Genomic DNA, 23,633 nt, shown 5'->3' with positions numbered 1-23,633 from the left:
ACTTTTAATTTTTGATTTCTAATTAGCCATTCACCTTCTTATGGTCGGCCAGGAAAGTAGCCAGGCCCTTGTCGGTGAGGGGGTGGTTGAGCAGGCCGGTGATGACGTTGAGCGGGCAGGTAACCACATCGGCCCCCAACTCGGCGCACTGGAGCAGGTGCGGTACGTGGCGCACGGAGGCGGCCAGCACCTGCGTAGGGTAGCCGTAGTTGCTGAAGATGTCCACAATCTGCTGCACCAGTTGCAGGCCGTCGTGGCCGATATCATCCAGGCGGCCCACGAAAGGCGACACGTAAGTAGCACCGGCTTTGGCGGCCAGCAGGGCCTGGCCGGCCGAGAAAATGAGCGTGCAGTTCGTTTTGATGCCCTTGTCGGAGAAGTAGCGAATGGCTTTCACGCCGTCGCGGATCATGGGTATCTTCACCACAATGTTGGGGTGCAACTCGGCCAGGGCTTCGCCCTCGCGAACCATGCCTTCGTAGTCGGTGGCAATCACTTCGGCCGACACGTCGCCGTCCACGATTTCGCAGATCTGCTTGTAGTGGCGCATCACGGCATCCGTGCCGCTGATGCCTTCCTTGGCCATCAGCGAAGGGTTGGTGGTTACACCGTCGAGCACACCGAGCTCCACGGCTTCCTGAATTTCCTTCAGGTTGGCAGTATCAATGAAGAATTTCATGCGGGTAGGTTGGGAAACAACAATTCCCCAAAGCTACTCACTGATTGCGCGGATTCGGCGGATTGACCGGATTTTGTGTGTCACAAACCCATTATCACCGGACTTACGGAGCCTGAAAACAGGAAAAGCGCCCGGTTAAGGGCGCTTTTCACTAAGGTCAGATGATTTCGGCGAAAGAGGTCGGCCGGAAAAAACCTGTGATAAAAAAGCGAGCCAAAATCGCACCGCTCAACCACCTACCCTTGCTACCTTCCGGTCCTGGGGGAATTCAGCAGGAGCTGGTCGTTCTGACTCGCCGGGACAAAGGTAAGCACCAATCCGGCGGATTCGGTACCGGGGTCGGCTTTTTTTTCCGACCGGGGCGGTATCATCAAGTAAATCAGCTGGTTTTTTTTTGAATCCTTCGCCGCCGCTAGTTTTTCCAGGCCTTGTTAGCGGCCTTGTACTGCTTTTTCAGCTTACGCTTGTAGCGGTCGATGGGGCGCAACTGGACTTCGATGGAAGTGTTGAGCGTGGTGACGGCCACCAGCGTATCGTAATAGCCGGCCGAGCTGATGCGCAACTGCGGCTGCCGCTGCGGGCTAACGAGCAGAAACTTGCCCACCGAGTTCGTAATAACGGACGACTTGCGGTCCTCTTCCACGGCCACCGTGGCTCCGGCCAGGGGCGCACCAGTGAAGTCCGTGACGTGGCCGAACAATTCCCGTGCTACCCCTTGCTGAACGGGCGCCCCCGAAACGCGGGGCAACGGGCCGGCAGCGGGGTAGAACGCCGAAGCAACAACGTGCGACAGCCAGAAGGCAAACGTGGACAAAACCATAGGGAGGACTCAGAAGGAAAAGAGGGAAGGCGAAAACCGCTGTCCAGCAATAACCGGACCTCAGCAGCTTTTTAACCCTCCATCATTCGTCTTGTTTTCTCCGGTCCCGCTTTCGCCTCGCGCGCCCTTTGTGCAGGCGCCGCTGCGGTTACTACTTCCAGGCTTTGGCGGCGGCCTTGGTGCGCTTTTTCAGATCCCGCTTGTAGTCCTGCACGGGGTCGAGTTTGAAAAGCAGATCGGCGGGGCCACGGGCAATGCGCTCGGCATCCTGGTAGCCGGCAAAACTCACCCGGATAACCGGGGCTGCCCCGGGGGCAGGTAACAGATAGTCGCCGGTCGAGTTGGTGCTCACCGAATGCAGCTGGTCGCCGAGTACCATCACCGTCGCACCCCTCAGCGGATTACCCCACTCATCGACCACATTGCCGGCCAGCATTTTTACGGCCAGCAGGCCGGCCGCAACCGGCCGGGAAGTTGGGGGCAGGACCTCAGCCACCAGTTCGGAATGGGGGGGCGCCAGGCTGGCCGAATCGGGGGGAGCCGTTTCGGAAACGGCCTGCTGGGCAACCGCAACGCCTGGCAGCGTCAGGGCTCCCAACAGCGTGAGGGCCAGAAGAGGGAGGGATGAATGCATAGCGCGAACGTGAGAGCCAGTGGATAACTGCTGTTACGCAGGTCGCTTCCGGTAGCTGCGGTGGCAGGTCGTTTTTCGGTGCTCGTTGCTCGTTTTTCGGGGCTGATTCACCTTCATTAACCAATCAGCCCCGAAAAACGAGCAACGAGCACCGAAAAACGAATGCTGCAACGGCTACTGCGTAACAGCAGTGGATAAGGGCCAATGACTATTGGCGCACTCAAAGGTCCGGCTTCGGGACGCCTGGAGAAAGGCTGCGTGCCGGGCGGATGTGACCAGCATTTACGTCGGATCCTGCTAGGATACCAGTGCCTGAATTGCCACTGGCGCATCATCAGGGCACGGATAGTACTCGCTCATGCTCCTGGCAAACGCCGGTTTGTGACCTTATGGCGATGCGCGAAAACGCGCTGACAGCCCGCCCATGCCAACGGCCGCCGCAGAAAAAACGGCCGTCGTGCTTCAGGTCTGAAATCTGCGCGCTAATTTTGCCTATGCCCCAACAGATTCTGATTCTCGACTTTGGCTCGCAGTACACCCAACTCATTGCCCGGCGCATCCGGGAACTGAATGTTTACTGCGAAATTCACCCGTATACGCACGCCCCGGACCTCACTGAGGATATCCGGGGCGTGGTGCTTTCGGGCTCCCCGTGTTCCGTGCGCGACAGCAACTCGCCCGACCCCGACCTGAGCCGCTACCTGGGCCGGGTGCCGGTGCTGGGCGTGTGCTACGGAGCCCAACTGCTGGCTCACCAGCAGGGCGGCGAAGTACTGCCGGCCAGCATCCGCGAGTACGGCCGCGCCCGCCTCACCCACCTCAACCAGCACCACCCGCTGCTGCGCGGCCTGGAGCCCGGCTCCCAGGTCTGGATGTCGCACGGCGACACCATTCAGGAGCTGCCCGCCGGCTTTTTGGCCATTGCCGGCACCCCCGACGTGGCCGTAGCCGCCTACGAAATCGAGGGTCAGCCGACCTACGGTATCCAGTTTCACCCCGAAGTAACCCACTCCACCGACGGCAAGCAGCTCATGCGCAACTTCGTGGTGGACGTGTGCGGCTGCCTCCAGGACTGGACGCCCGAGCACTTCGTGGATGGTATGGTGGCGAGCCTGCAAGCCACCATCGGCGAGCAGGACCAGGTGATTCTGGGCCTCTCGGGGGGCGTCGATTCGAGCGTGGCGGCGTTGTTGCTGCACCGGGCCATTGGCAAGCGGCTGCACGGTATCTTCGTGAATAACGGACTGCTGCGCCAGAATGAGTTTGACCAGGTACTCCACTCCTACCGCGACCTGGGCCTGAACGTGCGCGGCGTAGACGCCAGCGCCGACTTCTACCAGGCCCTCGCGGGCCTCACCGACCCCGAACTGAAGCGCAAGGCCATCGGGCGCACCTTTATCGAGGTATTCGACCGCGAAGCCCAGAAGGTGGACGGTGCCCGCTGGCTGGCCCAGGGCACCATCTACCCCGACGTAATCGAGTCGGTGTCGGTGAACGGACCGGCCGTGACCATCAAGAGCCACCACAACGTGGGCGGCCTGCCCGAGAAGATGAATCTGAAGATTGTGGAGCCGTTGCGCACCCTGTTCAAGGACGAGGTGCGGGAAGTGGGGCGTGCCCTGGAGTTGCCGGTCAACATTCTGCACCGCCACCCCTTCCCCGGCCCCGGCCTGGGCATCCGCATCCTGGGCGACGTGACGCCCCACAAAGTAGACCTGCTCCAGCGGGCCGACGCCATCTTCATCAATAGCCTCCACGAGCACGGCCTCTACGACCAGGTGTGGCAGGCCGGGGTGATGCTGCTGCCCATCCAGAGCGTGGGCGTGATGGGCGATGAGCGCACCTACGAGCAGGTAGTAGCCCTGCGCGCCGTGACCAGCGTAGACGGCATGACCGCCGACTGGGCTCACCTGCCCTACGATTTCCTGGCTGAAGTCAGCAACCGCATCATCAACCAGGTGCGTGGCATCAACCGCGTGGTGTACGACATCAGCTCCAAACCACCCGCTACCATTGAATGGGAATAGAGCAGTGCAAGGGTGAGGTGGTGAAATAGTGAGTTTGCTGTTCCAGCGCCCAGGCTGCGCCACTTGCGCAAACAGGGCGCTTGAACAGCAAACTCACCATTTCACCACCTCACCATTTTGACCAGCAAAAATCCCGCTCCGGCGCAAGCCGAAGCGGGATTTTTGCTTAAGAGTGCGCGCGGGGAGATTCGAACTCCCACACCCGAAGGCACCACCCCCTCAAGATGGCGTGTCTACCAGTTTCACCACGTGCGCTGATGACGGCTAGCACTCCTTTTACTAGGCGAAGGCCGAAGCTTTCGGATTCACTGAGGCGGCGAATCGATGACAAAAGTAGCGGGTTGCTGGCAAGGGTGCAAGTATGGCGCTGCTTTTTCCGCGTTTATCGACTGTATAATTCGGTTTCGCACTCATTGTCAGCGGGAAAAATTTCACCTTTCATTCACCTAACCGGCCGGAATTTGCCGGCAAGTGTGCTTTCAACTCCTTCCCCTCCTTCCTTACGGCCCCATACCTGCTCTTGCTCCTACCCCGCTGCCCGTGAAGCCGGCCAACTTCATTGCCCGCTTTGCCAGCGTAGTCACCAGCTGGTCGGGCTCCACAGCCGCCTTTTGCTCGGCGGCGGGCCTTGTGCTGGTCTGGACCCTTACCGGGCCGCTGTTCCGGTATTCCGAAATCTGGTAGCTGGTCATTAATACCGGCACCACCATCGTTACGTTTCTGATGGTATTCCTGATTCAGCGGGTCCAGAACAAGGACTTATTGGTGCTGCACCTGAAGCTCAACGAGCTGATTGCGGCTCGTCAAGGGGCCAGCAACCGGATCATCAATGCCCAGGATTTCCCGGAGGAGGAAATCAGCCTGCTCCACGGCTCCTTCTGCCTGCTGGCCGAAAAGGCGCGCCAGGGGCATGAGCTGGGGCGCTCCCACTCGGTGGAGGAGGCCGAGGAAAACCACCAGGGAAAACGCAGAAGTTACCGCCGGTAGACTCCGGCCCGACAACCCGTCGGTTGCGGGGCACAGGGTCCGGCACCCGTACACCCGCCTCCTGCTGAGCGCTGACGCGAAAGAGGCTTCCTCCCGTTCGGGGAAGAAGCCTCTTCAGCTCAATGACTGAGCAAACGGGTTGCAAGCGGCAGTTACTGCGCCCGAACCAACGGGGTATTTACCACGTGCTCCGATACAAACCAGACCTGTAGCTCGTTGGTGCGCATCACGTCGCTCACCACCACATCGTTGGTGCCGTCGTCGCCCGCCTCATCGGCAGCTTTGGCATACTCGTGGCACTCTTTGAGAATGATCTGGTGGGCTTCCAGCAGGCGCGACACCTGCACCGTCGCCTCCTCCCGGTCGCGGGGGGGGCGGGGGATGCTGGTCATTTCGGCCACGTCGGCCGCCATGGCTACGGCCACGCCGCCCAGAATCTGAATGCGCTCGGCCAGGGTATCTACCAGGGCGCTCTGCTCCTCGTAGTGCTTGTCGTAGAGCAGGTGCAACTGGTAGAACGTGGGGCCTACTACCTGCCAATGGTGTTTCTTGTAGAGGTCACGCAGGGTCATGGTATCGGCCAGCAGCTGGTTGAGATGGTCCACGCTCTGCTGGCGGGTTTTCTCGTCGAGGCCGATGGGTAGCCGCTGCGACACGGTTCCGAACTTTTGCAGCGGCGCGGGCGCGTTGAACTGCTGGTTCATGACGGGCTGCACACTGGGGGCGGCGTGGCCGTTGGAGGAAGTATCTTTTTTAGAGGCGGGCTTGCTGGCTGCCGGAGCAGCTTTGGTGGTGGCTTTAGCCATGATACGAGAGGAATATAAATTGCTGAAAAGGAAAGATGGCCCAAAGCCACCTGCTGGTGCTACCATACGCAAAAAAGGTACGTAGGTTAGCGGAGCGCGCCATATTGCGGCCCGCTCTTCCCTCCACAATCATGCAGCACGTTCATCCGCACCCCGAAAACCACCTGACCAGCTCCGCCATGCTCCAGGACATTGTGATTGGCCTGGCCGATGGCCTGACGGTGCCCTTTGCGCTGGCCGCCGGCCTGAGCGGGGCCGTGGCCTCTTCGGGCCTCATCATCACGGCCGGACTGGCCGAAATAGTGGCCGGCTCCATTGCCATGGGCCTGGGTGGCTACCTGGCCGGCCGCACCGAAGTGGAGCACTACGAGGCCGAGCTCCGGCGCGAGTACCAGGAAGTGCAGGACGTACCCCACGTAGAACGGGCCGAAGTAGACGATTTGCTGGCCGAAATGGGCCTCTCGGCCGACACCCGCGCCCAGGCCGTACGGGAACTCACCGCCGATACTGATCAGTGGGTGCGCTTTATGATGAAGTACGAGCTGGGCCTGGAAAAGCCCGACGCGCGCCAGGCACCCAAAAGTGCCCTTACCATCAGCACCGCTTATGCCGTGGGGGGCCTGATTCCGCTCAGCGCCTATTTCATCACCGATACCCCCACCGAAGGGCTGGCCCTGTCGGCCCTGATTACGCTGGTGTGCCTGTTCGTGTTTGGCTACCTGAAAAGCCGCCTGACCGGGCAGCCGCCCGCGCTGGGAGGCCTCAAAATGGCCGGAACCGGCGCCCTGGCCGCCGGAGCCGCGTTCCTGGTTGCCCGCCAGTTTACGCACGAGTAAAATGCCCGGGCAACGTTTTCGCCGGGCCTGTTCGCTGGTTACTATTCGCTGATTTATGACTGAACTTCACCTGCACCTGCTACTCAACCACGTGCCCATTCTGGGCAGCCTGTTCGGGCTGCTGGTACTGGGGGCCGGCGTAGCCAAATCCAGCAGTCCGGTCAGCCGCACCGGCCTGGTTATGCTACTCGGTGCCGCTTTGGTTGGCCTGCCTACCCAACTCACCGGCGAAGGAGCCAGGGAAGCCCTAGAAAAGCTGCCCGGCATTTCCCACCACCTCATTCAGGCCCACGAAGCCGCCGCCGAGCTGGGGTTCTGGGCCTTGGAACTAACGGGGGTATTGGCCCTGCTGGCGCTGCTGCGAACTGGCCGGGAGCGACTATTTATTCGGCTGACGCTGGCGACGGCAATTCTCAGCTTTGGGCTGCTGGTCCGCGCCGGCAACCTGGGCGGCCAGATCCGTCACCCGGAAATCAGGGAGTAAGCGCCTGGTTTCCGCCGTCTGCGGCCGGCTGCACCAGGCGGCGCCCCTTTTCACTTACTTACTTACTTACTTACTTACTTACTTACTTACTTACTTACTCACTCACTCACTCACTCACTCACTCACTCACTTACTGCGTATGTCCTTTTCTTTTTTCGGTAATGATAAGCCTACTGTGGCCCAGCTTCTTGCCAGCCTGCCTCAGCAGGGGCGGGTAGAGTGGCTGGGGCTGCGGCCGGCCCGCCGGGAGCCCATGCGGGTGGTGGCGCAGGCGCAGGCCGAAACCGACCGCCATCTGCTGGGCGACCATGCCCGCCCCCAACCCGGCGGCAAACGCCAACTGACTCTGATTCAGCACGAGCACCTGACGGCCGTTGCGGGCTTCCTGGGCCTGGCCGCGCCCCTGGACCCGGGCCGCCTGCGCCGCAATCTGGTAGTGAGTGGCCTGAACCTGCTGGCGCTGAAAAACCGGCAGATCAGCCTGGGGGAAGAGGTGGTGCTGGAAATCACCGGTGAGTGCCACCCCTGCTCCCGGATGGAAGAAGAGCTGGGTGCGGGAGGCTACAACGCCATGCGCGGCCACGGGGGCCTCACGGCCCGTATCGTGCGGGGTGGCCTGATCCGGCTCGGCGACGTAGTGCGGGTAGTGCCTCCGGCAGCCTGAACGCTTCCGCACTTGGCGAAAATTTCCGGCTGCGGATGAGCGTTGCCAGGTTTGCCGGAGAATACTCCTCAAGCCATCCGGAACACAAAGCACGGCCGATGAATCCGATTGGGCCGCTGCGGCCGTATGTACCCGCACTTGCTCGTGTCAGCCTTCTATTCCCCGGGCCTGCTCGAGCTACCGCCCCCATTACCCTTTATTACCACTTGCCCACGCACCGGCCAGCGGTTACTGCTTTGTTTTTATCGATGTTAACCACTACCTGGCATGGAAACTTCCACTGCTTCCTCCAACCTGGCTGCCACTGCACTGGCGCTGCTGATTTTAACTGAGCTGCTGCCAGCCGCCGGCCCTGCACCCGGCTACTGCCCGGCTTATCCCGAATCGGAAAATCCGGAAGCGGCTGCTTCGTGGCGACACCGTCGGCACCGTCCCTGACGCTGGTTTTTGCTTTCTGCCTCTCTGGTTTGCCGGCGCGTATGCCCTGCTTGCAGAACTTCCGCCGGAAGGCATACGCGCCAGCCGGAGCAGAGTGAAACCAGAAGTCAGTGCTGCTTCGGTTCGCGCTGCAAGTGTGCGTCTTCTTTTTGTACAAGTTCTGCTGAACCCAGACTGGTTCCTGAGTGCGAAGCCCGGCTTCCCTTGTTTTCATAGACAGGGAACCCGGGCTTCCCTGTTGGTTTTTAGTCCTTCTCAGCCTGAGCTAACACCCCCAAGGCCACCTGTTTTGCATTTATTCACAGGCATATACCTGCCCAGATGACGATATAGCAATTATTCAAGTGATTTGGTGATTTTTTCATTGAATATCTCAATCTGATCTGGCATTTACCCCGTAAGCAATCCTGTCATCTGTTGGTCATTGCGGCCAATGGCTCTGTTGGTTCATTTATCCAGCCCAATCATCCACATGAACACAGCTTTACCTTTCCATTTAACAGCCGGTTTTTGGCGGCGCACCTGCGGGGTGCTGGCCACCGGCGCACTTCTGCTGGGCGTAGTTGGCACGGCCCAGGCTCAGACCATTTTCGGCCTCTCGGGCACTGAGCTGACTTCGCTTAATGCCACATCGCTATCGACTGCCCCAACCCGCCAGCTTATTGTGGGCGTCACGGCGGGGCAGGTACTGGTGGGCCTCGATTTCCGCCCCGCCACTGGTGAGCTGTTTGCCCTCGGCTACGATGCCACCACGACCGGCGACAATGCCCGGCTGTACGTACTGAGTCAGAACATCAGCTCCCCGACCGCTACCGCTACTCCTGTAGGCAGTGCGGCCGTGCGCCTGGAGCTGGGGGGGCCGGGCGAACGGATTGTATTTGACTTCAACCCCACCGTGGACCGCCTGCGGGTGGAAGGCACCAACGACAACAACTACCGCCTTAACCCCAACAACGGGGCACTGGCTTTCACGGATGGCCGGTTGAAATTTGCGACTACCGATACCAACGCCGGGCAGGATCCGTTCGTGGGGGCCGGGGCATATACCAACTCCTATATCGGGACGACCAGCACCACGCTGTACACCATTGACGAACAGCGGTCGTTGCTGCTACGCCAGGATCCACCCAACGACGGGACGCTCAATACGGTCGGAACGCTATCGGTGCCGACCAATGGCCCCGGCGTCAGTACCGACCTGGACATTGTGACCACCGGGCCGAATGCCAACCAGGCTTTTCTGATTATCAATACGCCGGTTGGGGCTACGTTCAGCGCCACGCTCTACCAGGTAAACCTGCTTACCGGGGCCCTGGTGCCGGTAGGCAACCAGATGGGTGCGGGCGTGGGCATCACGGACATTGCCATCAGTATCGACCGCACGGCTCCGGCCGCGAGCGGGCAACTGCTGTACGCGGTGAGCACCACCAACAACCTGCTCAGCTTCTACTCGGGCACTCCCAACTACATCAACTCGGCCACGCCCATCACGGGCATCGCGGCGGGCCAGACGCTGGTGGGCACCGACTTTCGCCCGGCCACCGGCCAGCTCATCGGGCTGGGCTACAACCCGGCAACAACCGCTACGCAGGTGTACAGCATCGACCGCAGTTCGGCCGTAGCCACCGCCGTAGGGCCGGCCATTGCGCTGAACCTGGGCGGTAGCACCGATAATATTGGCTTCGACTTCAACCCTACCGTGGACCGCCTGCGCGTGGTCAGCACGACCGGGGCCGACTTCCGCCTGAACCCGAACGACGGCGCGCTGGCCGCCACCGATGGCACGCTGGCCTACGCTGCCACCGATATAAATGCCGGGGCCACGCCGCGGGTGGGCTCCGCGGCCTACACCAACAGCTTCGCCGGCACTACCACCACCACGCTCTACGACATCGATGAGGCCCTGAGCAACCTGGTGATCCAGAACCCGCCCAATGCCGGCGTGCTCAATACGGTTGGCAGCACGGGCCTCAACCTGAGCACCAGCAACGCGCTGGTGGACCTGGACATCTTCTTCGACCAGACGGCCTCCACCAATACCGCTTACCTGGCGGCCAACCCCAACGGCCAGAACTTCAACAACCTGTACACCCTTAACCTGGGCAGTGGCGCGCCCACGCTGGTGGGCGCCATCGGACTGGGTATTACGGTGCGTGACGTAGCCGCATTCATCGCGGCCCCGAACGGCACCATCACCTGGACCGGAGCCGTAAGCACCGCCTGGGCTCTGGCCGGCAACTGGTCGCCGATGCAGATTCCGACCTCCTCCGACGACGTGCTGATTCCGGACACTGCCAACGACCCGGTTGTGAGCGACCCGCGCCAGGTGAACAGCCTGACGCTGGGCAGCGGTGCGACGCTGACGACGGCCAACATGAGCCTGCTTACGCTGAACGGCAACTTTGTGAACAGCGGCGGCACGGTGCTCGGCGCGGGCAACGGCGAGGTGCGCTTCGCCGGCCCCGCCCTGCAAACCATCAGCGGCACGGCTACTCAGTTTCAGAACCTGACGGCCGGCCCGGCCGGCGTTACGCTGAATGCCCCCGCCAGCGTGCAGCGGGTACTCACGCTGAACATCGGTACGCTCACGACCAACGGCAACCTGACGCTGCTCTCCAACGCTTCCGGCTCGGCCGAGGTAGTTAACAGCGGTACCGGCACCACGAGTGGTACTACCACCGTGCAGCGCTACATCGACCCCAGTCGCAACGGCGGCGTTGGGTACCGCCACTATGCCGCTCCGGTGAGTGGCAGCACCGTAGCCGACCTGGCTACTACCAACTTCACGCCCACGGTGAACCCGGCTTACAACACGGCGGCCAACCCGGGGGCCGTCCTGCCCTTCCCCACGGTGTTTGGCTACGATGAAAGCCGCGTGAACACCAGCGGCAACCCGGCTCCCCAGGATTTCGACAAGGGCTTTTTCTCACCCAGCTCGACTGCTGATCCGCTGGTGGTTACCCGTGGCTACACGGTTAACCTGCCGGCTTCGGAAACCGTGGACTTCGTGGGTGCGCTCAACAACGGTTCGTACGCCACGGGCAGTCTGAGCCGCGGCAGCCAGACCGAATCCGGCTTCCACCTGCGGGGCAACCCCTACCCTTCCGCCATCGACTGGAACTTCGTGGTGCGGGACAACGTGGATGCCACCGTGTACGTGTACCGCTCGACGGGCCAGTACGCCGGCACGTACTCTACCTACACCGTGAACGGCACGGGCACCAACGGCGGAACCCGCGAAATTGCCACTTCGCAGGGCTTTTTCGTCCGGGCCAGCACCAGCGGGGCGTCCCTCACGTTCAACAACGCGGCCCGGATTACGGCCTACACCAACCCCGTATTCCAGCGGAGCGCGGCAACGGCCCCACTCGTGCGCCTCGACCTGCGCAACGCCGCCGGGGCCGCCGACGAAGCCGTGCTGTATTTCGACGACGCGGCCACCGCCGGCTTCGACCCGGCCCTGGATGCCTACAAGCTCCTGGGCGGTTCGCCCCTGGCACTGGCCAGCACCAACGGCTCCGGCCCCCTGCTGGCCGTGAACGCGCTGCCCGCCCTAACGGCCGCCGGTGTAACCGTGCCACTGCGGCTGCAAGCGGCGGCCGGCACCTACACGCTACGGGCGACGGAGCTGCTGCGCCTGCCCGCCGGCACCTATGCCTACCTCCAGGACGCACTCACCGGCACTACCACCGACCTGAGCCAGCCCACCGGCTACGCTTTCGCGGTGACGAATGCAGCCTCCCTCACGGGCCGCTTCTCCGTGCTGATTACCGCCCAGCGCGTGCTGGCCAATGCCCCGGCCGCGCTGGTGCGTCAGGTAAACGTGTATCCGAACCCGGCGCGTGGTCAGGTGTCCATCGTGCTGCCCGCCCAACTGCGTCAGCAGCCCGTGCAGGTGTCGCTCATCAACACCATCGGCCAGCAGGTGCTCCGCCGTACGCTCAACGTTTCCAATTCGGTAGCAGCCACGGAACTCTCGCTTTCGGGCGTGGCTCCGGGCGTGTACACGGTGCGTCTTCAGACGGCCGGGGGCACGGTCAGCAAGCGCCTCATGGTTGAATAAAACGGCATTCCGGGTGGTCGGCCGCGCCTCGCGGCTGCCTGCCCGGAACTCCGCATCTCAGGCCCTACACCCTTTCACACGAATGAATCACTTCTCTCCTGCTTTCCGTCATTTCCTGGGAGCCGCCGTTGTTGGCCTCCTGCTTACGTCCATTCAACCCGCAGCCGCCCAAGGCCCGGGTTCGGGTGGCCCCGTTCCCGACCCCACCGACCCCACGGCGGTACCCATCGACGGGGGGGCTTCGCTGCTGCTGGCCGCCGGAGCAGCCTACGGCCTTAAAAAACTACGCCAGCGTCGCACGGTCAGGCAGTCCTGACGGAGCGCTTGGCGTTGCTGAAACCCCAACGCCCGCCCACCGGATTTCCGGTGGGCGGGCGTTGGGGTTTGTGGGTTCGGCTCCCACCAACACGATTGGCCGGCAGTCTTCTCATAGGAAACCTGTTTAGAAAGTCTGCTGAAGCGTCCCTTCTGCTTTTGCGGCTACCGGGTGGCTATGCCGCCCCTTCCATGCGCACGATACGCAGGGTGAAGTAACCGAGCACGTCTACCAGTTCCGGCTGGCTCTGCATCACCTGCCGGCTGTCCTTGTAGACCTGGAGGGCTTCGTCGGGGCCGCCGCCAAGCAGCTCCCCCTGGTGCTGGCGCAGGTAGCGGCGCAGGTCGGCTTTGCCCAACTCGGCCTTGGCCCGGGTACGCAACATGGCCCGGCCCGCGCCGTGGCGGCGGGCCAGCTTCACGGCCAGCACCCGGGGCACCGACCGCAGGTGCAGCTTTTCGCGGACCTACACCGCCAGCCGGGGGGGGTACCAGCGCAGGGTCGGTCTGGGCCACCAGCGGGCGTAGGCGGACCAGCCACCGGACCGGGGCAAACGGTGCCAGGGACCCACAACTCCCTAGAGCCGGCCTGAACCTACAGCCGGCTAAACAATTTTGGGGTAAACAATTTGAAATTGTTTACCCCAAAATTGTTTAGCCACCCACCGAGGCCGCCAGCGGCCGATAACATCCCGGACTGGGGGCGGGCCGAGGGCATAGGGGGTTGGCAGCTGTTTTTTGTGAGCCGGCGGCTCGCCTGCTAGGTTTGGGCAACAGTTGGCACTGGCCCGACTGCGTTTCATTTCCCCTGCTCCATGAAAAAGCTACTGGCTGCTTCCCTCCTGCTTGGCCTGCTGGCCGGCGCGGCTGCTCCTGCCGCCCATGCCCAGACGGCCTCAACCAAAGTCAACGTCAAAAAAGACAGGCTCAACACCAGAACCGACGAGGCCGAAAAGCCTGGACCCGGGCGCGGTGGCCGGGGCAACCAGCTGGCTGAAATGACCAAAGACCTCCACCTGACGGCCGAGCAGCAGCCCCAGGTGGCCGCCATTGAGCAGCAGCAGATGCAGCAGCAGATGCAGCACCGGCTCCACCGACCGGGACGCCCTGATGCAGCAGATGCGCACCCTCGACGAGGCCACGGACGGCAAAAGGAAGGCCGTGCTGACGGCCGGGCAGTTCCAGCAGTACCAGGCCAAAAAGAAGAACCAGCCGCGCCCGATGGGGCCGCGCCCGGACGAGACCCGGCCATAAAAAAAGCCCGTTTGCAGTTTGCAAACGGGCTTTTATGTAGAGAGGATGGGATTCGAACCCACGATGAGCTTGCACCCATACACACTTTCCAGGCGTGCTCCTTCAACCACTCGGACACCTCTCTGGGTGTGCAGCCGGGCTGCGGTTAGGTGGCGCAAAATAACACCCGATTTTCGGGATACGCAAGCCCGGGCGGCCCTAAACCTCAGATTGGCGTGATTTCGCCGCGCAGATCCTGGCCGAGCAGGCGGCGGGCCTGGGCGGGGTTCTCGCTGATTCCCAGCACGAACATGAGCTTGGTGATGGCCGCTTCCACCGTTATATCGTCGCCGCCCACAATCCCGATTTCGGAGAGGTAGGCGCTGGTTTCGTAGCGGCCTTGCAGCACCCGGCCCTCCTCGCACTGGCTCACGTTGAGCAGCAGCACGCCCCGGTCGGTGGCCTCGCGCAGGCAGTTCAGGAACCAGGGCGTGGTGGGCGCGTTGCCTGAGCCGTAGGTTTCGAGCACGCAGCCGCGCAGGTCAGCCACTTCCAGCTGGGCGCGCACCATGCGCTCGGTCAGGCCCGGGAACAGGCGCAGCACGCTCACCCGCTCGTCCAGCCGCTCGTGCACCCGCAGGCGGGCGGCGGGCAGCAGCCGGATCTGCTTGTCGTTGAAGGCGAGTTCGATGCCGGCCCGGGCCAGGGGCGGGTAGTTTTCGCTGCGGAAGGCGTCGTACTGCTGGCTTTCCACCTTCTTGGCCCGGTTGCCCCGGATGAGCAGGTCGTTGAAGAACAGGCATACCTCGGGCACGCGCACGGTTTTGGCCATTGGGTGGCGGGCGGCGGCCATTTCCAGGGCCGTGACCAGGTTGCGGCGGGCATCGGTGCGGATACGGCCCACGGGCACCTGGGCCCCGGTAAAGACCACCGTTTTGCCCAGGTTCTCCAGCAGAAAGCTGAGCGCCGCCGCCGAGTAAGCCATGGTATCGGTACCGTGGAGCACCACGAAACCGTCGTAGCGGGCGTAATTTTCGGCAATGAGGGCGGCCATCCGGAGCCAGTCGGCCGTGGTTACGTTACTCGAATCAATGGGCTCGCCCAGGTTGGTCACGTCCACCTGCATGTTGAGCTGCCGGAGCTCGGGCATTTTGCGCCGGATCTGCTCGAAATTCATCGGCACCAGCTCGCCGCGCTTGTTGTAGGCCATGCCGGCGGTGCCGCCGGTGTAAATCACGAGGATGGAGGTCTGGGGCGCTTCGGAAATAGCAGGCACGGGCGGCAAGGGGTTCGGGTGGAGCTGCTAAGGTAGTAGTTGGTTTTTGGTAGGTGGTGGCTGGGCAGAGGGGTGAGATGAAGAAGCCTGTCATTCCGACGCAGGAGGAATCTGGGTCAAACCATTGAACATAATCGTTTCAACGGTTTGACTCAGATTCCTCCTGCGTCGGAATGACAGTTCTTTCTGCCCCGTTCTCACTCCCGCTACTTCCCCGCCTCCCCAAACAGCGCCAGCGTGTTGCGGTTGGTGGCGGCGGCTACTTCCTCTAGCGGGCAACCCAGCAGCTCGGCTACCCGACGGGCCACCAGGGGCACGTAGGCGGGCTCGTTGCGCTTGCCACGGTGGGGTATGGGGGCCAGGTAGGGGCAATCGGTTTCCAGCAGCAGATGCTCCAAACCGAGGCCCGGCAGCACCTTATCGAGGCCGCCGTTCTTGAACGTAGCCACGCCCCCGATGCCCAGCTGGAAGCCTAACCGGATTACCTCCTCGGCTTCGGCCGGGGTGCCCGAGAAGCAGTGGAACACGCCCCGTAGGGTGCCGTCCTGGGCTTCGGTAATGATGTCGGCGGTTTCGCGGAAGGCCTCGCGGGTGTGGAGCACCAGGGGCAGGTTGTACTTTTTGGCCAGGGCCACCTGCACCCGCAGGGCCTCCTGCTGCTCGGCAAGCAGGGTTTTATCCCAGTACAGATCAATGCCGCACTCCCCCACCGCCGCGAACGGGCGGCGGCCCAGCCACTCCTCCACCTCGTAGAGCTCCCGCTCCAGGTTGCGCGTTACGTGGCAGGGGTGCAGGCCCATCATGGCAAAGCACTGGCTGGGGTAGCGCGCTTCCACATCCAGCATGGCCTCAATGCTTTCGTGGTCGATGTTGGGCATGAAGATGGTTTCGATGCCGTTTTCGTAGGCCCGGAGCAGCATCTCGTCCTGGTCGGGCTGGAACTGGGGTGAGTAGACGTGGGCGTGGGAATCGGAAAAGGTCATTGTGGGAGGTCTGGGGAACTGGGGGACTGGGGAACTGGGGTATGGGGATAGGCCACAAAGATACTGTCATCCTGAGCGGAGCGAAGGACCTTATCCCGCCAAAACGAGTAGTCTTGACTATTTCGGTGGGATAAGGTCCTTCGCTCCGCTCAGGATGACAGTTTACTAGTTCAGCCCCCCCAGGTTCTACAACTCCACCGTGCCCTGCTGGCGGATGTCGCGGGAGGAGGAGCCGGCGAGCAAGGTGAAGCGGCCGGGTTCCAGGGTCCACTGCTTCCGGGCTTCGTCGTAGAAGCGGAAGGCGTCGGGGCTGAGCGTGAGGGTGACGGTTTTGCTTTCGCCGGGCTGCAGGAACACTTTCTGGAAGGCCTTGAGCTCCTTTTCGGGGCGCTTCACGCTGGCCTGGTCGTCGTGCACGTAGAGTTGGACCACTTCGGCCCCGGCCACTTTGCCGGTGTTGCGCACCGAGAGCGTGACGGTGGCGTTGCGCGAGCCGGGCTTCACGTCCATTTTGCCATACTCGAAGCTCGTGTAGCTCAGGCCGTGGCCGAAGGCAAACTGGGGCGCCACCTTATACGTGTCGAAGTAGCGGTAGCCCACGTAGATATCGTCCTTGTAGGTCTGCTTGAGCGGGTTGCCGGGGGTGCTGGGGTACTCGCCGAGCTTGTGGGCGGGCGAATCTTCGAGCTTGACGGGGAAGGTGAAGGGCAGCTTGCCCGAGGGGTTCACGTCGCCCAGCAGCACGTGGGCCAGGGCGTTGCCACCTTCCATGCCCGGGTACCAGGCCTCCACGATGCCCCGCGCCTTGCCGGCCCAGGCCGACACGTCGATGGCCCCTCCGCCCATGAGCACCACCACGGTGTTGGGCTGGGCCGCCAGCACGGCATTCACCAGCTCATCCTGGCCAAAGGGCATCTTCATATCGGGCTTGTCGTAGCCCTCGGCGTCGTAGGCGTTGTCGCTCCACACCTTGTAGTCGTAGCCGTGGGTCGAGCCGCCCACGAAGATGGTGACGTCGGCAGCCTTGGCGGCGGCTACGGCCTGGGCAATCAGCTTCGGGTCGGCCTTTTGGCCGCGGGCGATGGTGTAGCCGGGTACGTAGTTGATTTGAGCGTTGGGGCCGAGAGCCTTTTGCAGGCCCTGGAGGGGCGTAATTTCATACTTGGCCTTCACCTGGGAGCTGCCCCCGCCCATGGAGTTGGGCCGGGTGGCGTTGGCCCCGATAACGGCAAAGGTCTTGGCAGTTTTGCTCAGGGGCAGCAGGTTGCCCTCGTTTTTGAGCAGCACAATGCCTTCCTCGGCCACCTGGAGGGCCGTGGCCTGGTGGGCGGCCGAGTTATAGACGCCAGCCTTGCGCTTGGCCCCGTCCAGCATGTTGGTGGCGTACATCACGCGCAGAATGCGGCGGACTTTGTCGTCGACTAACGGCTCCAGGCTCTTGTCTTTTTTCACGGCTTCCAGGGCGGCGGTGCCGAAGAAGAACCGGTCGTAGAGGGCCGGGGTGAGGGCCGGCATGCCGGCGCTGGCCGTCTGGTCGACGGTGTTATACATCAGCGAGAGGTCGGTGCCCATTTCCAGGTCGGTGCCGTTGCGCAGGGCCTCCTGGGTGTCGTGCACCGAGCCCCAGTCGCTTATCACCAGCCCCTTAAAGCCCCATTCGCCCTTCAGAATGTCGTTCATCAGGTAGGCGTTGTGGGTGGCGTAGGTGCCCCGAAACTTGTTGTAGGAGCCCATGAGCGTGTTCACACCCCCCTCCTGCACGGCAGCCTGGAAGCCCGGCAGGTAGATTTCGCGCAGGGCCCGCTCGCTCATGTCCACGTCGATGTCGTTGCGGTGCTCCTCCTGGTTGTTGGCCGCGTAGTGCTTCACGCAGGCCGAAACGCCCTGGTCCTGCACCCCGCGGATATAGCCGACCACCATTTTCGACACCAGGTAGGGGTCCTCGCTCAGGTACTCGAAATTGCGGCCGTTGAGGGGCGTGCGGATGATGTTGATGCCGGGGCCCAGAATTACGTCTTTGCCCCGGAAGGCGGCCTCGCTGCCCAGCACCGTGCCGAAGGCGTAGCCCAGCTCAGGGTTCCAGGTAGAAGCCAGCGTGTTGCCGGTGGGCAGGTAGGTACCGGCATCGTTCACGTCCTTGTCCACTTCCCAGTCGCGGCCGTGCTCCACGCGTACGCCGTGGGGGCCGTCGGAAGTCACCAGCTCCGGAATGCCCAGCCGGGGCACACCGCCCGAGGTAAAGGACGAGTTGGCATGGATCATGGCAATTTTCTCCTCCAGTGTCAGCTTTTGCAGCAGCGCGTCAATCTTGGTTTCGTTGGCCAGCAGCTCTTGTTGGCGGTTGACCGCTGCAGCTGAAGGAGAGTCGGCGGCGGCAGTTTCGGAGGTGGACGTGGAAGCCTGGCAGGAAGCGCAGAACAGAGCGGCCGCCAGAATTGCAGCCCGGGAGTGGAATAGGAACATAGCGAAACGTAGAACGTGGTGGGATTTCAGTGGAAGGAATAGCACAGCTACATCTGGTCGGCCGAAACCAACGGGCCAGGTTATCCAAATGTAAGCCTCTCAACCAGCAAAATCCACCCACAGGCAGCCCAAACAGCGTTTCATGCCTAGCTACTTGTTTCCCCCCATACGCTTAGGGCACACGCACTCCGGCCTCATACGAACTCCTCCGGCATCCAAAAGCAGAACCCGAAACGGTTAAAAAACAACCAAATATTTACCGGTACCGGCGCCCCTTCCACTCGAAGTGCAGGGGCAACAGCCGGAACAGCACCAAACTGCCGGAAAGGGCCAGGGTGTAGAGTTCGAACAGGGGCAGCAACTCCAGGGGCGGGCGCCGGCCTACCCGCCGGAAGCACACCCCGGCCAACGCGCCCTGCACCACCAGTTTAGCAGCCCAAACGGCCAGCGCCACTCCCGGCCCCACCACGACGGCCAGTGCCAGCAGCACCAGGTAAAACGAGCCATATACTACCAGGCACGCCTGCAACCAACCGGGCAGCTGCTCCACCCCGCGCAGCCACCGCCGCCGCTGGTGCAGCAGCCCCTGCCAGCTATACTGGGGCAGCGACTCGGCCAGCACGTCGGGCCGGTACAGGTTGCGGCTGCCGAACCCTAGGGCCGTCAGGGCCTTGAACAGCTCGAAATCTTCGGTTACGGAAAATGGCAGAGCCTCGTAGCCGCCGGTGGCCTCGTAGGCAGCCCGGGGCACGAGCATGTTGTTGCCCATGGCCGTTACAGGCTGGCCCAGGTCGGTTACCACCTGCACCAGCCCCAGGGAAAGCAGCCAGTCGAGCCCCTGAAGGCGGTGGAACAGCGCCGGACCGGTTACCAGCGTGAGGCCCGTAACGCTGCCCACGCCCGAACCCAGGTGGGCCAGCAAGCCGGTGAGCCAAGTGGCGGGCACGGCAATATCGGCGTCGGTGATGAAGAAAAAGTCGGCGGTAGCGGCCCGCGTGAGGTGGGCCAGTACGTTGGCCTTGCCCCGGGTCAAGCCCAGGTTTTCCCGGATTTCCAGCACCCGAAACGTGCCCGCATACCCTTGCATGGCCGCTGCCGCCATGGCCGAAGTCTGGTCAGTCGAGCCGTCGTTGCCGAGCAGCACTTCCACCAGCTCCGCTGGGTAATCCAGTGCCCGGATGGCCCGCAGGCAGCGGCCGATGGTGGCGGCTTCGTCGCGGGCGGCAATCAGGATGCTTACCCGCGGCAGCGGCTCCGGTACTGGCCCCGGCTGGCTCCCCTCCCACCGGGCCAGCACCAACGCGGCCACCACCAGCAAGGTGAACCAACCCGAGAAATAGAGCGCGAACAGAAGCATATTGCTGGTTTGTGGTGGGTGGTTTTAGGGAAGAACGTCATTCCGAGATTCCTCGGCAAGCTCGGAATGACGTTCTTTTTGGCCTGCGCCAAGCATTACCCCCCCCCCCTACAAAGCCGCGAACCGGTAGCCCAGCGCGGCGAAGTGGGCGAGGTAGCGGGGTAGCACATAGCGCAGGTTGGGGCTGGCCTTGAGGCTGTCGTGAAACACGACGACCGAGCCGGGGCGGGTGAGGCGGATGGCGGTGGCCAGGCACTGGGCGGGAGCGTAGTCCGGGTCGTAGTCGCAGGTGAGCAGGTTCCACATCACTACTTGATGGCTGGCGTGCAACTGCCGGGCCAGACCGGGCGTGATACGGCCGTAGGGCGGGCGCAGCAGGGGCCGCGCCTCGGGCTGGAGGGCCTGCAACACCGCCTGGCAGCGGGCCACGTCGGCCAGGTAGGCTGGGCGGGCATGGCTCCAGCCGCTGATATGGTGATAAGTATGGTTAGCCAGCCGGTGCCCCTCGGCCAGCACCTGCCGGGCCACTTCCGGGTGGCGCTCCAGGTTCTCGCCCACGCAGAAAAACGTACCCCGCGCCTCGTAGCGGGCTAATTGCTCCAGCACGAAAGGCGTTTCCCGCGGAATCGGGCCGTCGTCGAAGGTCAGGTAGAGCGTGGGCGGGTCGGTGGCGGGCATGGTCCAGAGGCAGTCCGGGAACAGCCCCCGCACCAGCGCCGGCAGGTGGTGTAAGTGCAAGCTGTGAGTGAGTAAGTGAGTAAGTGAGTAAGTGAGTAAGTGAGTAAAAGTACGACTGTCATCCTGAGCGGAGCGAAGGACCTTGCCCCGCCTGAATAATCGAAACTACTCGTTTTAGCGGGATAAGGTCCTTCGCTCCGCTCAGGATGACAGTCATACTTTTACTCACCGAGTCACTCATTCACCGCTGCCGCCAGTTCAATTTCCCGCCACAACCGGCGGGCGCTTTCGGCCCAACTGAAACGCATTACGTTGCGGTAACCCCGCGTTACCAACTCCTCCCGGTAAGCGGCCGACTGGTAGACCTGGGTGAGGCCGGCAGTAATGGATTGGACCGAAAACGGGTCGACGAGGCAGGCCGCGTCGCCGGCTACTTCGGGCAGGGAGCTGACGTTGGAGGTGAGGACGGGCGAGCCGCAGGCCTGGGCTTCGATGACGGGAATGCCGAAACCCTCGAAATAGGGCACGTAGCAGGTAGCCAGGGCGGCGGCGTAGAGCTCTACCAGCTCGGCGTCCGTCACGCGGCCGGTCAGGTGCACGTCGGGGCGGTGCGCCAGCTGCTGGTACACGTCGAAGATGGGGCCGGCTTTCCAGGCAGTGCGGCCGACTACCAGCAGCTTTACCGGGGCGTTGGTGGCCGTTTTGAACGCGTCGAAGGCCCGGAGCAGGTTTACCAGGTTTTTGCGCGGCTGCAAGGCCCCCACGAACAGGAAGTAGGGTTTGCCGGCCGCGTACCGCTCCCGGGTAGCTAGTTGCTGCGCCGGCAGCTGGGGCCGGAAGTGCGCATCCACGGCGTTATACACCACGCTAATCTTGGTCGGATCGGTAGCATAGCGGGCCGTAATATCCTGCTTGGTGGCTTCCGACACGGCCACCAGTCGCGCCGAGGCCCGGGCAAAACGGGGCGTGAAGTAGCGGTAGTAGGCCAGCACCAGCCGCCCCACATCCTGCGGGAAGTGCTCGAAGGCCAGGTCGTGGAGCACCGTCACGCGGGGCACTTGGGTACGGAGCGTGGTGAAACCGTCCGGGCTCAGGAATACGGCCGGGTGGTGGCGGCTGAGCCAGCGGGCCACCGCGCCCTCAAACCAGGCCACCCACAGCAGCGGGTGCCGGGCGGGCGGACTCAGCACGTGGGCCACCACGTTCGGCCCCAGCCGGTACCGCTCATCAAAGGGCCGATCAAAGAGGAAGTGAAACGTGTGCGTTGGCTGCTGCCGCACCAGCTCCCGCAGCGTTTCGAGCGTGAAGCGCCCGATACCCTCCAGCTTATCGCCTGGCAGCAAAAAGCGGACATTGACGGCGATGTGCAAGGTGGTGAGGTGGTGAGGTGGTGAGGTGGTGAGTTTGACGTTCGGGCAACCTGGCGCAATCCGGCGGCGGAATCTACGCCTCCTCGCCGGGTTTCGCCGGGCCGGGGGCGCGTTGCAGCGCGGCCTTTATTTCTGCTACCCGCACCACGCCCAGCGCGAATACCAGGGCCAGCAGCCAGCACGCGGCCAGGGCCGTTTCGAGCCACCAGGGCAGGCCGGCGTAGGTACGCAGCGCATACCAGCCGCCACAAAGGCCCGCGAAGGTGAGGGCCAGCCGGGCCAGCATCCGCAGCGGCAGGGCCACGCCGGTGCGGCGCGGCACCAGCCACACGTAGCCCACCGACACGAACACGGCGCACAGCAGCGTGTTGGCCGCCCCGGCCAGGGCTCCGTAGCGGGGCATGAGCAGGAAGTTGAGCCCCGTATTGAGCACAATACTGCCCGTGACGAGCCAGGAAACCGGCTTTTCGTGGTCGGTGCTGGTGAGCAGGGTGCTGTAGATGGCGAAGAACGCGTGGACCAGCACGTTGAGAAACAGGATATGCAGGCACTGGGTCATGCGCAGAATTTCGGCCGGGGAGCTGTGCTGAAACTGAAAGAAGAACAACTCCCCCCGGAACAGCCCGAACCCGACCACCAGCAGCAAGGGCACCGTAACCACGCGCTGGCCGAACCAGAGCAGTTGCTGCTGCTCGGCGGGCCGGCCGGTGGCGCGGGCAAACTTGGCAAAAAACAGCGGCAGCACCGTCCAGAGGTACATCATCACGGCATCAACCCAGCGGTAAGCCGCCGCGTAGTAGCCCGCCTCCTGGGGCGACACGAGGCGCTCCAGCATGAGCATGTCGATTCGCTCGTTGAGACCGTAGACCAGCGTGATGAAGGCCAGCGGCAGGCTTTCGAGCAGCACCTGCCGGGCCTGCCGCCAGCGCGGGCGCAGCCCCACCCGTCCGTAGAGGCGACGGATCAGGCCCGCCAGCAGCAGCAGCGTGAACAGGCCCGCCACGGTGCGCACGCCCACGAACCGATCCAGGGTGAGGCCCAGCGGGAGCAGCGCCAGCACCAGGGCCACCAGCAGCACCCGCTCCAGCACCGAGAGCACGGCATCGGTAGTGAAGCGCTGATGGGCCTGGAGCACGCCCCGCAGAAATTGCGTGTACTGGGTGAACAGCAGGCCCGCCGCCGTCACGGCCAGCACTACCAGCCAATGGCCCTCGTAGCCCAGCAGCCAGCCCAGCCCTATCGTGAGGGCCAGAAAGCCCACGCCCAGCCCGGCCCGCAGCGGGAGCAGCGTCGGAAAAAAATCGGTGAAGTAGCTGGCCGAGGCTGCCAGCCGCTTGGTGGTGAGCTGGGTGGTGCCCAGATCGGATACGGCCGCCACGATGGTGGCCAGCGTGAGCAGGGCCGTGAACGTGCCGAACAGCGCGTGGCCCACCCGGTCCTGCACGACGTTCTCCAGCACCACCCAGCCGGGTTTTACCAGCAGGTTGAGCAGCACGACGAAGCCGATATTTCCGAAGAGG

General features: G+C 63.1%; 21 protein-coding genes, 2 tRNA genes, 1 other RNA gene and 1 pseudogene. 9 read left to right on the top strand and 16 right to left on the bottom strand.

Annotation, left to right across the window (positions count from 1 at the left end; translation table 11 throughout):
* Positions 1-22: 22 nt before the first annotated feature.
* The 4 genes from fsa to D0T11_RS12570 form a co-directional block, all read right to left on the bottom strand.
* Positions 23-679, bottom strand: a complete 657-nt coding sequence (fsa, locus tag D0T11_RS12585) for a fructose-6-phosphate aldolase (RefSeq protein ID WP_119656141.1) — start codon at positions 677-679, stop codon at positions 23-25.
* A gap of 202 nt (positions 680-881) precedes the next feature.
* Positions 882-978, bottom strand: an RNA gene (gene ffs, locus D0T11_RS12580) — signal recognition particle sRNA small type.
* Between the two features lie 113 nt (positions 979-1,091).
* Complete coding sequence (locus tag D0T11_RS12575; RefSeq protein WP_182888380.1) at positions 1,092-1,493, bottom strand: carboxypeptidase-like regulatory domain-containing protein; 402 nt, start codon at positions 1,491-1,493, stop codon at positions 1,092-1,094.
* A gap of 157 nt (positions 1,494-1,650) precedes the next feature.
* On the bottom strand, positions 1,651-2,133 hold the full coding sequence (locus D0T11_RS12570; RefSeq protein ID WP_119656139.1) for a carboxypeptidase regulatory-like domain-containing protein: 483 nt from the start codon (positions 2,131-2,133) through the stop codon (positions 1,651-1,653).
* Positions 2,134-2,627: 494 nt separating this feature from the next.
* Here D0T11_RS12570 and guaA point away from each other — a divergent pair, with 494 nt between their 5' ends.
* Positions 2,628-4,160, top strand: coding sequence for a glutamine-hydrolyzing GMP synthase (gene guaA / locus D0T11_RS12565; protein ID WP_119656138.1), 1,533 nt, complete (start codon positions 2,628-2,630; stop codon positions 4,158-4,160).
* A 173-nt stretch (positions 4,161-4,333) separates the two neighbouring features.
* On the opposite strand, the gene D0T11_RS12560 is transcribed toward guaA, so the two are convergent.
* Positions 4,334-4,415, bottom strand: a tRNA-Leu gene (locus tag D0T11_RS12560).
* A gap of 216 nt (positions 4,416-4,631) precedes the next feature.
* Here D0T11_RS12560 and D0T11_RS12555 point away from each other — a divergent pair.
* Positions 4,632-5,147: pseudogene (locus D0T11_RS12555) on the top strand (low affinity iron permease family protein).
* Positions 5,148-5,299: 152 nt separating this feature from the next.
* Here the strand turns inward: D0T11_RS12555 and D0T11_RS12550 are convergent.
* The gene (locus D0T11_RS12550; RefSeq protein WP_245990833.1) at positions 5,300-5,953 is read right to left on the bottom strand and encodes a Dps family protein; all 654 of its coding nucleotides are present in this window, start codon (positions 5,951-5,953) and stop codon (positions 5,300-5,302) included.
* Positions 5,954-6,084: 131 nt separating this feature from the next.
* Here D0T11_RS12550 and D0T11_RS12545 point away from each other — a divergent pair, with 131 nt between their 5' ends.
* The 6 genes from D0T11_RS12545 (at position 6,085) to D0T11_RS12520 (ending at position 12,754) form a co-directional block, all read left to right on the top strand.
* On the top strand, positions 6,085-6,789 hold the full coding sequence (locus D0T11_RS12545; RefSeq protein ID WP_119656137.1) for a VIT1/CCC1 transporter family protein: 705 nt from the start codon (positions 6,085-6,087) through the stop codon (positions 6,787-6,789).
* Between the two features lie 55 nt (positions 6,790-6,844).
* Complete coding sequence (locus tag D0T11_RS12540) at positions 6,845-7,273, top strand: hypothetical protein (RefSeq protein ID WP_119656136.1); 429 nt, start codon at positions 6,845-6,847, stop codon at positions 7,271-7,273.
* Between the two features lie 139 nt (positions 7,274-7,412).
* Positions 7,413-7,937: an MOSC domain-containing protein gene (locus tag D0T11_RS12535; protein ID WP_119656135.1), complete on the top strand. Its 525-nt coding sequence runs from the start codon at positions 7,413-7,415 to the stop codon at positions 7,935-7,937.
* A gap of 267 nt (positions 7,938-8,204) precedes the next feature.
* Positions 8,205-8,375 carry a hypothetical protein gene (locus tag D0T11_RS22555; RefSeq protein ID WP_182888379.1) on the top strand — a complete coding sequence of 57 codons (171 nt, stop codon included), beginning with the start codon at positions 8,205-8,207 and terminating at the stop codon, positions 8,373-8,375.
* A 472-nt stretch (positions 8,376-8,847) separates the two neighbouring features.
* Complete coding sequence (locus D0T11_RS12525) at positions 8,848-12,438, top strand: DUF4394 domain-containing protein (protein WP_182888378.1); 3,591 nt, start codon at positions 8,848-8,850, stop codon at positions 12,436-12,438.
* Positions 12,439-12,520: 82 nt separating this feature from the next.
* Positions 12,521-12,754, top strand: a complete 234-nt coding sequence (locus D0T11_RS12520; protein WP_245990830.1) for a PID-CTERM protein-sorting domain-containing protein — start codon at positions 12,521-12,523, stop codon at positions 12,752-12,754.
* Positions 12,755-12,929: 175 nt separating this feature from the next.
* Here D0T11_RS12520 and D0T11_RS12515 read toward each other — a convergent pair whose 3' ends face one another.
* Together D0T11_RS12515 and D0T11_RS12510 are read right to left on the bottom strand one after the other, a co-directional pair.
* Positions 12,930-13,193 (bottom strand): RtcB family protein, encoded by a 264-nt coding sequence (locus D0T11_RS12515; protein ID WP_119656132.1) that lies wholly within the window; start codon positions 13,191-13,193, stop codon positions 12,930-12,932.
* A 456-nt stretch (positions 13,194-13,649) separates the two neighbouring features.
* A complete protein-coding gene (locus D0T11_RS12510) occupies positions 13,650-13,838 on the bottom strand; it encodes a hypothetical protein (protein WP_182888377.1) in 189 nt (62 codons plus the stop codon).
* A 34-nt stretch (positions 13,839-13,872) separates the two neighbouring features.
* Here D0T11_RS12510 and D0T11_RS23350 point away from each other — a divergent pair, with 34 nt between their 5' ends.
* Entirely contained in the window at positions 13,873-14,007 is a 135-nt protein-coding gene (locus D0T11_RS23350) for a hypothetical protein (protein ID WP_262681975.1), read from the top strand.
* Between the two features lie 37 nt (positions 14,008-14,044).
* Here the strand turns inward: D0T11_RS23350 and D0T11_RS12505 are convergent.
* From D0T11_RS12505 to D0T11_RS12470, 8 genes are all read right to left on the bottom strand, one after another.
* A tRNA-Ser gene (locus D0T11_RS12505) sits at positions 14,045-14,131 on the bottom strand.
* Positions 14,132-14,212: 81 nt separating this feature from the next.
* The gene (locus D0T11_RS12500; RefSeq protein WP_245990826.1) at positions 14,213-15,262 is read right to left on the bottom strand and encodes an asparaginase; all 1,050 of its coding nucleotides are present in this window, start codon (positions 15,260-15,262) and stop codon (positions 14,213-14,215) included.
* 206 nt (positions 15,263-15,468) lie between these two features.
* Entirely contained in the window at positions 15,469-16,245 is a 777-nt protein-coding gene (locus D0T11_RS12495; protein WP_119656129.1) for a TatD family hydrolase, read from the bottom strand.
* A 186-nt stretch (positions 16,246-16,431) separates the two neighbouring features.
* Entirely contained in the window at positions 16,432-18,708 is a 2,277-nt protein-coding gene (locus tag D0T11_RS12490; RefSeq protein WP_119656128.1) for a glycoside hydrolase family 3 C-terminal domain-containing protein, read from the bottom strand.
* Between the two features lie 256 nt (positions 18,709-18,964).
* Positions 18,965-20,065 (bottom strand): glycosyltransferase, encoded by a 1,101-nt coding sequence (locus D0T11_RS12485; protein ID WP_119656127.1) that lies wholly within the window; start codon positions 20,063-20,065, stop codon positions 18,965-18,967.
* 108 nt (positions 20,066-20,173) lie between these two features.
* Complete coding sequence (locus tag D0T11_RS12480) at positions 20,174-20,803, bottom strand: polysaccharide deacetylase family protein (RefSeq protein WP_245990823.1); 630 nt, start codon at positions 20,801-20,803, stop codon at positions 20,174-20,176.
* A 173-nt stretch (positions 20,804-20,976) separates the two neighbouring features.
* Entirely contained in the window at positions 20,977-22,113 is a 1,137-nt protein-coding gene (locus tag D0T11_RS12475; protein WP_119656126.1) for a glycosyltransferase family 4 protein, read from the bottom strand.
* Between the two features lie 73 nt (positions 22,114-22,186).
* The gene (locus tag D0T11_RS12470) at positions 22,187-23,608 is read right to left on the bottom strand and encodes an oligosaccharide flippase family protein (protein WP_119656125.1); all 1,422 of its coding nucleotides are present in this window, start codon (positions 23,606-23,608) and stop codon (positions 22,187-22,189) included.
* Positions 23,609-23,633: the final 25 nt, after the last annotated feature.

Source organism: Hymenobacter rubripertinctus, assembly GCF_003583925.1.
In the GTDB taxonomy this organism is placed as follows: domain Bacteria; phylum Bacteroidota; class Bacteroidia; order Cytophagales; family Hymenobacteraceae; genus Hymenobacter; species Hymenobacter rubripertinctus.
Note: the sequence above shows the minus strand (reverse complement) of the source record. Positions and strands in the feature narration are given on the sequence as shown.